This is a genomic window from Pleomorphomonas sp. PLEO (assembly GCF_041320595.1).
GTDB lineage: Bacteria > Pseudomonadota > Alphaproteobacteria > Rhizobiales > Pleomorphomonadaceae > Pleomorphomonas.
Genome location: NZ_CP166625.1, coordinates 3,026,232 through 3,039,325, shown reverse-complemented (window position 1 = coordinate 3,039,325; position 13,094 = coordinate 3,026,232). Strand labels below are relative to the sequence as shown.

Annotated in this window: 11 protein-coding genes and 1 pseudogene; 3 read left to right on the top strand and 9 right to left on the bottom strand. The window is 62.5% G+C overall.

Features of this window, described 5'->3' with window-relative positions:
• Positions 1 to 3 precede the first annotated feature (3 nt).
• On the bottom strand, positions 4 to 468 hold the full coding sequence (locus AB6N07_RS14070; RefSeq protein ID WP_370673715.1) for a RidA family protein: 465 nt from the start codon (positions 466 to 468) through the stop codon (positions 4 to 6).
• A gap of 348 nt (positions 469 to 816) precedes the next feature.
• Here AB6N07_RS14070 and AB6N07_RS14065 point away from each other — a divergent pair, with 348 nt between their 5' ends.
• The gene (locus AB6N07_RS14065) at positions 817 to 1,845 is read left to right on the top strand and encodes an EipB family protein (protein ID WP_370673714.1); all 1,029 of its coding nucleotides are present in this window, start codon (positions 817 to 819) and stop codon (positions 1,843 to 1,845) included.
• 4 nt (positions 1,846 to 1,849) lie between these two features.
• Here AB6N07_RS14065 and AB6N07_RS14060 read toward each other — a convergent pair whose 3' ends face one another.
• From AB6N07_RS14060 to AB6N07_RS14040, 5 genes are all read right to left on the bottom strand, one after another.
• Complete coding sequence (locus AB6N07_RS14060; RefSeq protein ID WP_370673713.1) at positions 1,850 to 3,094, bottom strand: TCR/Tet family MFS transporter; 1,245 nt, start codon at positions 3,092 to 3,094, stop codon at positions 1,850 to 1,852.
• Positions 3,095 to 3,280: 186 nt separating this feature from the next.
• On the bottom strand, positions 3,281 to 3,448 hold the full coding sequence (gene rpmG, locus AB6N07_RS14055) for a 50S ribosomal protein L33 (RefSeq protein WP_026782960.1): 168 nt from the start codon (positions 3,446 to 3,448) through the stop codon (positions 3,281 to 3,283).
• Positions 3,449 to 3,556: 108 nt separating this feature from the next.
• Positions 3,557 to 4,753 (bottom strand): MFS transporter, encoded by a 1,197-nt coding sequence (locus AB6N07_RS14050; protein ID WP_370673712.1) that lies wholly within the window; start codon positions 4,751 to 4,753, stop codon positions 3,557 to 3,559.
• Positions 4,754 to 4,776: 23 nt separating this feature from the next.
• Positions 4,777 to 5,976 carry an FAD-dependent oxidoreductase gene (locus AB6N07_RS14045; protein WP_370673711.1) on the bottom strand — a complete coding sequence of 400 codons (1,200 nt, stop codon included), beginning with the start codon at positions 5,974 to 5,976 and terminating at the stop codon, positions 4,777 to 4,779.
• A 20-nt stretch (positions 5,977 to 5,996) separates the two neighbouring features.
• On the bottom strand, positions 5,997 to 6,242 hold the full coding sequence (locus AB6N07_RS14040) for a zinc-finger domain-containing protein (protein WP_370673710.1): 246 nt from the start codon (positions 6,240 to 6,242) through the stop codon (positions 5,997 to 5,999).
• 131 nt (positions 6,243 to 6,373) lie between these two features.
• On the opposite strand from AB6N07_RS14040, the gene AB6N07_RS14035 reads away from it, so the two are divergent.
• Positions 6,374 to 7,120, top strand: a complete 747-nt coding sequence (locus tag AB6N07_RS14035) for an alpha/beta fold hydrolase (RefSeq protein WP_370673709.1) — start codon at positions 6,374 to 6,376, stop codon at positions 7,118 to 7,120.
• Positions 7,121 to 7,179: 59 nt separating this feature from the next.
• On the opposite strand, the gene clpA is transcribed toward AB6N07_RS14035, so the two are convergent.
• Positions 7,180 to 9,585 carry an ATP-dependent Clp protease ATP-binding subunit ClpA gene (gene clpA, locus AB6N07_RS14030; protein ID WP_370673708.1) on the bottom strand — a complete coding sequence of 802 codons (2,406 nt, stop codon included), beginning with the start codon at positions 9,583 to 9,585 and terminating at the stop codon, positions 7,180 to 7,182.
• Between the two features lie 14 nt (positions 9,586 to 9,599).
• Positions 9,600 to 9,959 (bottom strand): annotated as a pseudogene (gene clpS, locus AB6N07_RS14025) (ATP-dependent Clp protease adapter ClpS); the annotation flags it as partial.
• Positions 9,960 to 10,511: 552 nt separating this feature from the next.
• On the opposite strand from clpS, the gene AB6N07_RS14020 reads away from it, so the two are divergent.
• Positions 10,512 to 12,167: a serine hydrolase gene (locus AB6N07_RS14020; protein ID WP_370673707.1), complete on the top strand. Its 1,656-nt coding sequence runs from the start codon at positions 10,512 to 10,514 to the stop codon at positions 12,165 to 12,167.
• Positions 12,168 to 12,283: 116 nt separating this feature from the next.
• Here the strand turns inward: AB6N07_RS14020 and AB6N07_RS14015 are convergent, their stop codons facing one another.
• The gene (locus tag AB6N07_RS14015) at positions 12,284 to 12,970 is read right to left on the bottom strand and encodes a DnaJ domain-containing protein (RefSeq protein WP_370673706.1); all 687 of its coding nucleotides are present in this window, start codon (positions 12,968 to 12,970) and stop codon (positions 12,284 to 12,286) included.
• Positions 12,971 to 13,094 lie beyond the last annotated feature (124 nt).

Below are 13,094 nucleotides of genomic sequence, written 5' to 3'. Positions count from 1 at the left end.
GCCTCAGGAAACCTCAATGATGGCGTCGATTTCTACCGCGACGCCGAGCGGCAGGGCAGCGACACCGACGGCTGTGCGGCTGTGCTTGCCCTTATCGCCCAGGACGTTAGCGAAGAGATTTGACGCTCCGTTGACGACCTGCGGCTGATCGGTGAATTCCGGGGCGGAATTGACGAAGGCATTGAGGCGGACCACCCGCACGATGCGGTCGAGATCGCCCACCGCCACCTTCACCTGCGCCAGAATGTTGAGAGCGCAGAGTTCGGCGGCCTTCTGTCCGCCGGCCACATCGACATCGACGCCAAGCTTGCCGGTGATGGCGGCGCCAGCGGTCGTCTTGGAGATTTGCCCCGAGACGAACAGCAGGTTGCCGGTGCGAACGTAAGGAACATAGTTGGCGACGGGCGCGATCGCCTCGGGCAACGCCAAGCCAAGGCCGTTAAGGGCGGATTCGACAGAACTGGTCATTTGCGGGCAGTCTCCTGAACGAGAGCTGGTGGTTCGCCCCGAAACCTACTTCCATCCGATGAAACCTCGGAGCAAATATCGGGGTCAAAAGAACCACCGGCAATCTAGTGCTTCTAGTGGAGGTTTGGGATCTGACCTCCAATCCGGGGCCTCTATCTAGCCTGGATTCAAAGGTCAAACTCGCTCCAATAGCCATGCCCCATCACGCCCATCAGCGCAACTCGCCCGTGGGAGCGCACATCTCGCGCGTGTTATGATCCGTTGATGTTTGCATGAGTATACGTGCTATCTTGTGTCCATTCATCCGCATACTCAACGAATCCATTTTGCAGACAGGCCGGGGAACCCATGATGAAGTTGATTTTCCGGTCGGCAATGATCGCCTGTGCCTTTTCGGCGCTGATCGAGCCGACGCTTGCTGGCGGTTTGGTGCCGCACCGTGTTGCCTACGACCTTGCTCTTGAGAGCAATCCGCAGATGAGCGACCTCAGCGTCAACATGAAAGGGCGCATGGTCTACGAATTCACCGGTAATGCTTGCGAGGGCTACACGGTCAACTTTCGCTTCGTGCTGGAGACAGGCGACTCCGCTGGCGCCTCGGCGGTCACCGACCTTCGAAACAAGAATTTCGAGAGCGGCGACGGCCGGAGCTTCGGTTTCCAGTCCCAGACCTTCGTCAACGAAGTGCAGACCCAGGACGTCAACGGAACCGCCGTCCGTGATGGCGACAAAGTCAACGTCAAGCTCAAGCTGACCGAGAACACCGAGTTCACTATCGACAAGCCGTTGATGTTCCCAACCGCTCAGCTCATCAAGACCATCGCGGAGGCCGAAAAGGGAACCACCGTCTTTTCCGATGACATTTATGACGGCTCGGATGGCGGCCAGCACGTGTTCCACACCTCGACGGTCATTGGGTCCGCTCGAACCACTGCCCCCGACGAGAGCGAGAAGCCCATCGGCAACATGCGGCGCTGGCCGGTCACCGTCTCCTATTTTGGTGCCGAAGCCGGCGGCGACCAGCCACCGGACTACTCGATCTCTTTTGATTTGTGGGAGAACGGCATCTCCTCGAGGATGCGTTTGGACTACGGCGACTTCGTTCTCGATGGCAAGATCGTTCACCTCGAGCTGCTGCCGGAGACGCCTTGCAATGGGCCGTCGGCATCCGCCGTCGAGCCCTCTGCCGTGGCACCGCCCGCCGACGACAAATCGGCTACCAGCGGAAAACCCGCAAACGGCAGTCAGCCGGCGGCGGAAGCTCTCCCGAACACCGAGGATAGCGCAGGCACTGCCGAGCAGAAAAAGGACGACACGCCAGCAACAGGCGAAGCACCGGCCACCCAGGTCCAGCCCGAGGTGAAGCCCGCCAACTGACGCTTCACACGGTTGCTCGTCTCGCCTGTCGGATAAACAGACCGAGGGCCAGCAGCATCAGAGACGCGGCAATGAAAAAGGAAATATCGGGGCTGCGAACAGGCGCAGCCTCCGACAGAAAGTAGCCGAAGGCCTGAGTATAGAACAGTGCGCCAACCAGCATGGCGAGGTTCATCAGTGCCGAGATACCTCCCTGTAGCGCACCCTGCGTATCTTCCGGCACTGCCTTCGACATCAAGGCCGACAGCATCGGATGCGCAAACCCCTCCACGGCATTGACGATCAGCATCACCACGACCACGGCGGTTGTCGGCGAAAGAGCAAAGCCAACGCAAGTTGTCGCCGCGCCGGCGAGGCCGACCGCCGCCATTCGCCGCTCGCCCCAGCGGGCCACCGCCGGCCCGGTGCCAAATCCTTGTAACAGCGCAACTGTTATTCCGGAGGCAGCAAGCGTCAGCCCGACGGTCATGCTGGACCAGCCGTATTTGGCCATCCCCCAGAAAGGCCATATCGCCGCATAGACCGAAGTGCCGAAGAAAAATACCGTCAACACCAAAGCGTAGGGAAGCACGCCGGTGTAGCGGCCGAAGACCGCCAGGATGCCGAGAGGATTGGCCTCGTGCCAACGGAAAGACCGGCGGCTTTCGCAAGCAAGCGTCTCCGGCAACGCGAAAAGACCGAATAGGAAGTTTACCCCCGCAAGCACCGCCGCGCTCCAGAAGGGAACCCGGGTGCCAAACTCCCCAAGCATCCCACCAATCGCCGGCCCCAGCACAAACCCGAGGCCGAAGGCGGCAGTCATGCGACCGAAGGAACGGGCCCGATTCTCCGGCGAGCTGACATCGGCGAGGCAGGCATTGGCGATGACGTAGGACGAACCGCAGACACCGGCAATCAACCGCCCGACGAACAGCCACAGCACCGTCGGCGCCATTGCCTGCACGACATAGTCGACCGAGAGGCCAGCAATGGCCAAAAGCAACAGCGGCCGCCGACCGAACCGGTCGGACAGCGCACCGGCGAGCGGGGCGAATACGAACTGTGCCAAGCTGAACGCAGCAAACAACCAGCCGCCGATACGGGCGGCGCCATCAAGCCCAGTGTGGCCGACCTCCTCGATGAGTCGCGGAAGGACCGGGATAATAAGGCCGAAGCCAACGACATCGAGGAATACGGCGACCAGTGCGAAAAGGGTCGCTCGACGCGCTTCGGCAGCGGAGATAAGGGCAGAACGATCGGCGGCAGCCATCGGCGCGTCCTCTGAAATTGAACGGCGGACTATAGGGTGCCGGACGTCAGAAATTGTCGGCAGTGGCGGCGGGCCTGCTGATTCCCCTTCCGCGGAGTCAAAAAGCAAAAAGGCACCCAATCGGGTGCCTTTGCGTGGAGTCTCGTCCAGGCCGGGCGCTCTGAAGCGCATCCGGCCAAGGCCGACTCACTTGATCTTGGATTCCTTGAACTCGACGTGCTTGCGCGCGACCGGATCGTACTTGGTCTTGGTCATCTTCTCGGTCATCGTGCGCGAGTTCTTCTTGGTGACGTAGAAGTACCCGGTGTCGGCGGTCGAGACGAGCCGGATCTTAATGGTCGTTGCCTTGGCCATGGCATCCGATTCCTTGTGCTTGTTGACAGTAACAGCCAAAGCGGCTGGACGCCCCACGCGGGAAGCGCCGTTCGTTCGGCGGGCACCCTAGTCGAAAGCTCCCGAAAGTCAAGACGAGCTTGATGGACCATCCGCATTTGGATCCGGCACCTGGCGGATGCGACGGAAGGAGAAAAAGGCGTAGCCGGCTAGGATCAACACCGTCACGACGACCAAGCCCTGTGGCCCCAGCGCGTCCATGCCGGCCCCGGTCGCGGCCGGCCCCACCAGCATGCCGACCGAATACATGAAAATGAAAGCCGCGTTGGCCGAAGCAAGGTCTCCACCGGAAAGTCGCGCGCCGAGATGGGTCAACCCCACCGCGTAAAGACCGGCCACCAGCCCACCCCAAAGCCCTATGGCAGGCATCAGCAGAAACTGATGAGACGACACGGCGGCGACAAGCCCGGCCGATGCGATGCCACCCAAGGCCACGTAAAGGAGCAGGCGCCGCCGATCCATGCGATCGGACAGCATGCCGAGCGGCAGTTGCGCCACGATATTGCCAAGGGCCACCGCCATCACGAGGAGTGCGGCCACCCGCTCGCTATAGCCGAGGCGGAGGCCGTAGACAGGCGAGAAGCTCATCACCGACGATTCGACGGCGCCCACCGTGAAAGCAGCAAAGGTGGCAAGCGGCACCACCGTCAGGAAGTGCAGGAAGTTGCCGCCCTTGCCCTCGTCGGCTGGCGGATCGGCCCTGAAACCGGCGATGATCGGCAGGATAGAGACGGCCATCAGTCCGGTGCCGATGGCAAACGGCAGCCAACCCTCCGAACCGACAAGGCTGAGGATCGCCGGCCCCACCGCGAAACCGATGGAGAGGATGGTGGCGTAAACGCCCATCACAAACCCGCGTTTCGCAGCCGGCGCCAACGAATTGATCCAGAACTCGGAAACGATGAAGGCCGTGTTGAGGCAGAGCGAGAAGACAAAGCGCAGCACGAACCACACGGTGATCGAGTCGAAGAAATAGAACAGCGGAAAGGTGATCGTGCCCAGAACCACTGCCACCAACAGCACCCAGGCAGCACCGAATCGACGTGTCAGCTTCGGCACGAAAGGCGTGCTGAGAAGCGCTGCGACACCCGCCGCCGTGGTCACCAGACCGATCACCGAACTCGAATGGCCGCGCTGCTCGAGAATGACCGCCAGAAGCGGCATACCAAGCGATAACGACGTACCGACCGCCGAGATCGCTCCGATCGCGGCGGCAAGCCCGGCAAGGCGGCGCCGGTCGAAACGATCCTGAGCAGGTAAAGTCATTGGCGGAATTCCAGGAAAAGGGATTAGCCTTCTACCGGACGCCAGCCGTAAATCCAATCCATGTTGTCGGCCAACCGTTCGGCGCCGAGAAGACGCATGCCGAGATTGCGCGCCTTCGCCGGCGCACCACCGAGATGGTAGATGAAGCCATTGCGCCGCGCGGTCGCCGCCACCTTATCGGTTCGCGCCTTGCGGCCGTCGGCAAACGCACGAAGCCGCTGTTCGATGTCGGCGCCAAGATCGGCCGCCAGCACGCCGGCCAGCACACGCGCATCCTCGATCGCCATCGCCGCGCCCTGCGCCACGAAGGGCGGCATGCCATGCACGGCATCGCCGATCAGCACCGTCCGACCCTTGGTCCAAGGCGTGTTGCGCGGAGCTTCGCAGAGCGCCCATTTGCGCCAGCTGTCCGGCATGGCGATCAGCTTTCGCACCGCCTCCGGCCAGTCTTTGAAAGCGGCCTGTATCTGCGCCGGATCCCCAGGCACGTCCCAACCGTCTTCGTTCCAGACGTCATCGATGGCCGCGACAAGATTGATCTCTCGCCCCGCGTCGATGGCATAGTGGACAAGATGAGCGCGTCTGCCCAACCAGAGCCCCGTCTCATTGTGCCGGAAGGAGTGGGCGAAAAACCCCTCGGCCTCGAACGTGGCACGCCAAGCGGTCCGCCCGGTATAAACCGCAGGACTGCCGCCGATTACCGTCTCGCGCACCATGGAACGGACGCCGTCGGCCCCCACCAGCACAGAACCGAAAAACTGGACCGGTTCGCCGGCATCAAGACCTTCGACCACAACGCCCGCGTCGGTCTCCTCAATCGACGTGACCTCGACGCCGAGATGCAGGGTGACGCGCGGCTCCTGCTCGACAGCGGCGAGCAGCGTTCCCTGGAGATCGGCGCGATGGATGACGATATAGGGCGCTCCGTAGCGCTCCACCATCGCCTCGCCAAGCACCATGCTGAGAATGAGGCGACCACTCGCCCCGTCGCGGATGGTCACCGCCTCCGGTCGTACGCCTGTGGCATCGAGCGCCGAACCAAGGCCAAGATGAAAGAGGATCGAGGAAGCATTCGGCGACAGCTGCAGACCGGCGCCAACCTCTCTCAGTTCGGGCGCCCTGTCGATCACCGTGACTCGCACGCCGGCCCGCGCAAGACACAATGATAGCGTGAGGCCAGCAATTCCGGCCCCAATCACCACCACCGGTAAGTGATCCGGCATAACCCCATCCTTGGCGTGGCTCAGGCCGCTCTGGGCTGCCACGCGGCGTCTTTGGGTTCCGATTCGGTCGCCTTGAGCGACGGATCGTAGCGATAGACGGTCGAGCAATAGGAACAGACAACCTCGGCATCATCTCCCATTTCCAGGAAGATATGCGGATGGTCGAAGGGCGGCTTTGCGCCGATGCACATGAATTCCTTCGCGCCAATCCGGATGGTCGTCACACCGGCGTCGTTGGCGAAATGAGGAATGAAAGCGTCGGCCATGCACGATACCCTTGTTGAAATCCGTGGCTTCACGAAGCATACCGGCAATATGACAGCAAGAACAGTCCCCTTGCGGCAAAAGGGACGTGACTTTGCAGGGCAGCGCCAATGGCGCGATGGGAGGCCGTTATATGCCGAGCTTTTCGACTGCCGACGGCGACTTTGCCTATCTCGATGAGGGCAACGGTCCACCGATAGTGCTCGTCCACGGCTTCGCATCCAGCGCCCGCGTCAATTGGCTGGACACCGGCTGGATCGATTGGCTGGTCCGAGCCGGCTACCGGACGATCGCCCTCGACAACCGAGGGCACGGTAACTCGGTCAAACTCCTCGACGCCGAGGATTATCGGCTCGAGAAGATGTCGGGCGACGTCGAGGCGCTGATCGATCATCTCAGCCTCGGCCGCGTCCGAGCCATCGGCTATTCCATGGGGTCCCGCATCCTGCTCGACTTTGCTTCCCGCCATTCCGATCGCCTGGAAAAGCTGGTACTCGGCGGCATCGGCGGCGCCATGGCGAAAGCCGGACTCGATCGCGAACCCATCGCCGCCGCCCTCCTCGCCCCTTCCCTGGAAGACATCGACGACCCGGTCGGCCGCGGCTATCGTCTGTTCGCCGACCAGACCCGTTCCGACCGACAGGCGCTCGCCGCCTGCATTCGCGGCTATGGCCATCCCATCGACCCGGCGGAGACCGCGCGCATCGCTGTTCCGACGCTAGTCGCCGTCGGCACGAAGGACGCGGTTGCCGGTTCGGCGGTTGAACTCGCCACGATGATTCCCGATGCGAACGTGCTCGACATCCCCAATCGCGATCACATGCGAGCCACCGGCGACAAGCTGTTTAAGGAAGGCGTCACGGCCTTTCTTGCTCGATAAAAAAGCGGCGCGACCATTGCGATCGCGCCGCTCTCAATTGTCTCAATGGACGCCAGTGGTCACACTGCCTTGGCGCTCTGCTTCGGGCTACGCTTGCGCGGCTTCGGCGGCACCGGTGCATCGGCCACCTTGGCGTCGACTTCCTCCACCTTGCGCTTCAGCGCCGGGTCGGGCAGGCAGTCGAGTTTGAGACCGATCTCGCCGGCTTCGTTGGTCTCGACCGACACCTTGACGGTGCCACCCTTCTTCAACACGCCGAACAGCACAGCGTCGGCAAGAGGCCGCTTGATGTGCTCCTGGATGACGCGGCCGAGCGGACGGGCCCCCATGCGCTCGTCGTAGCCCTTGGTGGCCAGCCAGTCGATCGCCGCCTCATCGAGCTCGAAGGTGACGTTGCGGTCGGCAAGCTGGGCCTCGAGCTGCATGACGAACTTCTGCACCACCGAGCGCACCACTTCCGGCGGCAGAGCGCCGAACGGGATGATGGCGTCCAGACGGTTGCGGAACTCCGGCGTGAACATGCGGTTGATCGCCTCGGTGTCGTCACCTTCGCGCCGGGTGCGGTTGAAGCCGATCGGCTCGCGGGACATGTCGGCGGCGCCGGCGTTGGTCGTCATGATCAGGATGACGTTGCGGAAATCGACCTGCTTGCCGTTGTGGTCTGTCAGCTTGCCGTGGTCCATCACCTGCAGCAGGATGTTGAACAGATCCTGATGCGCCTTCTCGATCTCGTCGAGCAGCAGCACGCAATGCGGATGCTGGTCGACGCCATCGGTCAGAAGGCCACCCTGGTCGAAGCCGACATAGCCTGGAGGCGCGCCGATCAGCCGGCTGACGGTATGCCGCTCCATATACTCCGACATGTCGAAGCGCAGGATGGGCACGCCGAGGATCGAGGCGAGCTGACGGGCCACTTCGGTCTTGCCGACACCGGTCGGGCCGGAGAACAGGTAGTTGCCGATCGGCTTTTCCGGCTCCCGGAGGCCGGCACGCGCCAACTTGATCGCCGAGGCCAGAGCGGCGATCGCCTTGTCCTGACCGTAGACGACGCGCTTGAGGTTGGTCTCCAGGCTTTCCAGCACCTCGGCATCGTCCTTGGACACCGACTTGGGCGGGATGCGGGCCATGGTGGCAATGGTCGCCTCGATCTCCTTGATGCCAATCACCTTCTTGCGCTTGCCCTCGGGCAATAGCATCTGGCTGGCACCGCTCTCGTCGATGACATCGATCGCCTTGTCCGGCAGCTTGCGGTCGTTGATGTAGCGGGCGCTGAGCTCCACGGCCGCCTTGATGGCGTCCTGGGTATAGCGGACCTTGTGGAACTCCTCGAAATAGGGCTTGAGACCCTTCAGAATTTCGATGGCATCCGTGACAGTCGGCTCGTTGACATCGATCTTCTGGAAACGGCGCACCAGCGCCCGGTCCTTTTCGAAGAACTGGCGATATTCCTTATAGGTGGTGGAGCCGATGCAACGGACGGTGCCGCTGGACAGCGCCGGCTTCAGCAGGTTCGAGGCGTCCATCGCACCGCCCGAGGTCGCACCGGCACCGATCACCGTGTGGATCTCGTCGATGAACATGATGGCGCCGGGATAATTCTCGATCTCCTTGACGACCTGCTTCAGCCGCTCCTCGAAGTCGCCGCGATAGCGCGTACCGGCCAGAAGCGCGCCCATGTCGAGCGCGAAAATGGTCGAATCCTTCAAGACACCCGGCACATCGCCGTCGACGATGCGGCGAGCAAGGCCTTCGGCTATCGCCGTCTTGCCCACACCGGGATCGCCGACATAGAGCGGATTGTTCTTCGAGCGGCGGCAGAGCACCTGAATAGTGCGCGCGATCTCGTCGGCCCGGCCGATCAGGGGATCAATCTTGCCCTTCAAAGCCTTCTCGTTGAGGTTGACGCAATAGGCGTCGAGCGCGTCGGCCTTCTTCTTTTCGGGCGCGGGCCCACCGCTGGGCGGCGTCTCCTGCGACGGCGTTTCTTCATCGACGCCACGCGTTGCCCGGCTCTCGCTCATGCCTGCGCGCTTCGCGATACCGTGGCTGATGTAGTTGACCGCGTCATAACGCGTCATGTCCTGCTCTTGCAGGAAATAGGCGGCGTGACTTTCGCGCTCGGCAAAGATGGCCACCAGCACGTTGGCGCCGGTCACCTCATCGCGCCCAGACGATTGAACGTGGATCACCGCGCGCTGAATGACACGCTGGAAACCGGCGGTGGGCTTTGCTTCCTCGCCGAGTTCGGTCACCAGATTGTCGAGCTCTGTATCGATATATTCGACGAGGTTGCGCTTCAGAACGTCGAGATCGACGGAGCAGGCGCGCATGACGGCCGCCGCGTCGGGATCTTCGACCAGCGACAGCAGAAGATGCTCGAGCGTCGCATATTCCTGGCGGCGCTCATTGGCGAAAGCGAGGGCCTGATGAAGGGCCTTTTCGAGACTGCGCGAGAAAGATGGCACGATGGACCCTCACTTTTTTCCATGACGCACTGAAGCGGATGCTGGTGGCGACGCGCGAAGTCCATCACCTGTGTCACCTTGGTCTCGGCGACTTCATAGGAATAGACACCACACTCCCCCACCCCATGATGGTGGACGTGCAACATGATCTGGGTTGCCTCTTCACGCCCCTTGTTGAAGAAACGCTCCAGAATGTGCACCACGAATTCCATCGGCGTGTAATCGTCGTTCAGGATCAGAACACGATACATGCTCGGTCGTTTGGTCTTGGTCAGGACCTTGGAGTCGACTCCAGTTCCCGAATTCGACCCGTTCCCACTCTCCCCATCCTCGTCGTCGGCCGATAAGACCGAACGGCGCGTCTTGTCTTCCATCTTCGCGTCGGTCCACCGGCTGGTCACAGGACGACTGTCCGGCAAACCGTAGGATAGATCCGCCGGTGCCATTCTCGCCACGCCAGCCTGAACCGCCTCGACCACCTTTTCCCTCCGATTGCTTGCCCCGATCTTGCGGGTCATGGGGACATATTGAATCAGGGACAACTGGCGCGCAATTCCAATCTGGAGTCCAGGCCGACACTCCACGCACTTGTGAGAAGACGATCGCCTGTCTGTCTGTATTTGGTAAGGAGTTTCGCTTAGGTCAAGCCGCGATGCAATATGATGAAGTGTTGGGAGCCCCCAGCTTTTCGCATGACAGGCGCCAGCCTCGCCACTCTCCCTAAAAATACGGAGTCCTTTTTCGGGACGGTGCAAATCCGGAAAAGTCGATTCAAACTTTACGCTTCCGTAACCGCGTTGCCGCTAATTTTGCAACCGTTGCCCGTTGGGCTCAGGGGGATGGAGAACAGGTCCGGAATGGGCTTCGTATCCGGCCGAATGGCACGGACGAGACCCTGGAGTTGGCGTTGTGAGGGCGGTCCATTGTTGAGTTTGCGTAATCTGGTTTCCAAGGTCCTACACCGAGTGGCGGCTCCCGCCGTCATCGCCGTCATCGCGGCGGGCGTATCCACAGCCGCGATCGCGGCCAAGGAGTTTCCCAGTCAGGTCGTTCCTTCGAAATATTCGGCGATTGTCGTCGATACAGCGACCGGTAAGGTCCTGTACGAGGTCAGTCCCGACACTCACCGCTACCCTGCCTCGCTCACCAAGATGATGACGCTCTACGTCATGTTCGAAGAGCTCGAGAGGGGGCGTTTCAAGCTCTCGACACCGCTCCGCGTCTCCGCCCTCGCACAACGGCAGACGCCGACCAAGCTCGGGTTGCGCGCCGGCGAGACGATTTCCGTCGAAGACGCTATCAAGGGTCTGATCACCCGCTCGGCAAATGATGCCGCCGCCGTCATCGCCGAAAATGTCGCCGGTTCGGTCCCGGCTTTCGCCGATCGCATGACGCGGACCGCCCGCGCCATCGGCATGACCAACACCCGTTTTCGCAACGCCAACGGTCTACCCGATCCCGGGCAGTTCACGTCAGCGCGGGACATGATGAAGCTTGGGGTGGCACTGCAGGTCCGCTTCCCGCAATATTACCCGCTGTTCTCGATCCAGTCCTACAATTTCCGCGGACGGACAATCGGCACTCACAACAACCTGCTTGGCCGCGTCAACGGCGTCGACGGCATCAAGACCGGTTATGTCAACGCCTCCGGCTTCAACCTCGTCACCTCCGTCAAGCGCGACGGCCGCAAGATCGTCGCCGTCGTCATGGGCGGCAAGACCGCCGCCCAGCGCGACGCCCATATGGTGCAGTTGATCAATGCTTACCTGCCCAAGGCCTCTCGCGCTCGCGGCTATGACGATCAACTCGTGGCCGACGCGATGAACGCACCGAAGGTCGCGGCCGCCAGCGCGGCGGCGCCAGCCGAGCCGGCCCGCCTCATCGCAGCGTCGACGCTGCCGCCGCATCCCGCGCCGATGCCGCGCCCCATGACGGCCGACGCGGATAACGTCGATCCCGACCCTGCCCTCGTGACCGCCTCGGTCGCTCCGGCAGCGCCCATGCCGCCGACCGCTCCGGCCGCTGCCGAACCCGAAGAGGTTGCCGAAGCTCCTGCGCCGGTATCTGCCTCAATCGCCCCCTCCCCCGAGCCGGTCAGCCTAGCGACGGCCACTCTGCCGGCCAGCCTCGCCAACGCTCACCTGCCTTCCTCCGCCGCGGAAGCCTTCGCCGATATCGGTCCGGCTCCCCAGAACGATCCGTTGGCAGACCTCGTTAGCCGCGCCGATGTCCACGCGCGCCGCGCGGCTGCGAAGTCGGTCCAGGTGGCGTCGGCCGCCCCGGCCAACGTCATGAGCGACGCCGTTCAGGCACCGCGTGAGACACCGGCCTCGGTCGCCGCTCGCCAGAGCGGTTGGTACATTCAGATTGGCGCGGTTGGTTCGAAGGCCGCTGCCATGGATCTTCTGGACAAGGCGAAATCAGCCGCTCCCCAGCTCGCCGCCGCCAGCCCCTACGCCGAAACGGCCGGCAAGGGTGTGGTGCGGGCGCGCTTTGGTGGTTTTGAGAATGAGAAGGCCGCAAATCGGGCCTGCCAGGCCCTGAAGAAAAACGACTTCGCCTGTTTCACAATCAGGCTCTGACCGCCTCTCCGGCGGTTGGAGCACCCCGCGCCCGATCCGTAAGGCAAGTGTTCGCCTTTCACCCGGCGCGGCCATCACAGTTAGTCAACGGCACCCACTGTTCTGCGTAACGGGAGCTAGACATGTTTGGACATAAGCCGGTCCTTGGCCTGGTTGATACGTACCGCCAGGAAAGTGGAACCGCCCTGGTCGGGATGCACCCGCTTCATCAGTCGACGGTGGGCGGCCCTGATGTCGGCCTCTCCGGCGCCCTTTTGAAGCCCAAGGATCTCGTACGCCTCCTCCTCGCTCATGGAGCCCGCATTCGCCGTTCGACGGCTCCGCGATGCGGTCTCACCCTGCACGTTCTCACGCCATCCGGGCATTCGGCGGTCGAGATAAATCTCTAAGGTGGCGCGGCTGCGACCGTCGCGCGCCGTCTCGGCATGGAGGGCGGATAGCTCCGCGCTCCCGAGGCGATTGAGATCGCGCCCTCGGAAGGCGCCGGAAACGACCCGCCCGCCGATCGCGTCGCCATCGACAACCACCTCAAACATAGGTGAACGCAACACCGACTGCCCGCGCCGAGCCCCACGCGACGTCCGCAGCAAGCCCGACCGGTGTAGCCCGACCAACAGAGCGACGCCGACAGCGGCGAACGCGACACGACCGGTAATGGCAAGCGCCGCCACCGCTCCGAGCCCGGCCAGCAGGCCATAGTTGCGGGCAATGGCGTCGATGTCGCCCCTGAGACTGGCGCCGCGCCAGCGGATGAGCCAGGCACCCAGGGCAAGCAGCAGAACCAGTATGAAAGCCATACTCATGGAAAGGCGTATCCGACGTTCGGGTTGTTGGTGGCTTCATTTCGAACTTTGCCGGCTGGAATGCAATGGCAATGGACATAGGCGACTTTCTTGGAGCAGGACGCTAGGTACCGCTTGAAGCGCC

Excerpts from the sequence above, each read along its gene's own strand:
- AB6N07_RS14070 (WP_370673715.1), bottom strand. The coding sequence starts at position 468 with ATGACCAGTTCTGTCGAATCCGCCCTTAACGGCCTTGGCTTGGCGTTG.
- AB6N07_RS14065 (WP_370673714.1), top strand. The coding sequence starts at position 817 with ATGATGAAGTTGATTTTCCGGTCGGCAATGATCGCCTGTGCCTTTTCG.
- AB6N07_RS14060 (WP_370673713.1), bottom strand. The coding sequence starts at position 3,094 with ATGGCTGCCGCCGATCGTTCTGCCCTTATCTCCGCTGCCGAAGCGCGT.
- rpmG (WP_026782960.1), bottom strand. The coding sequence starts at position 3,448 with ATGGCCAAGGCAACGACCATTAAGATCCGGCTCGTCTCGACCGCCGAC.
- AB6N07_RS14050 (WP_370673712.1), bottom strand. The coding sequence starts at position 4,753 with ATGACTTTACCTGCTCAGGATCGTTTCGACCGGCGCCGCCTTGCCGGG.
- AB6N07_RS14045 (WP_370673711.1), bottom strand. The coding sequence starts at position 5,976 with ATGCCGGATCACTTACCGGTGGTGGTGATTGGGGCCGGAATTGCTGGC.
- AB6N07_RS14040 (WP_370673710.1), bottom strand. The coding sequence starts at position 6,242 with ATGGCCGACGCTTTCATTCCTCATTTCGCCAACGACGCCGGTGTGACG.
- AB6N07_RS14035 (WP_370673709.1), top strand. The coding sequence starts at position 6,374 with ATGCCGAGCTTTTCGACTGCCGACGGCGACTTTGCCTATCTCGATGAG.
- AB6N07_RS14015 (WP_370673706.1), bottom strand. The coding sequence starts at position 12,970 with ATGAGTATGGCTTTCATACTGGTTCTGCTGCTTGCCCTGGGTGCCTGG.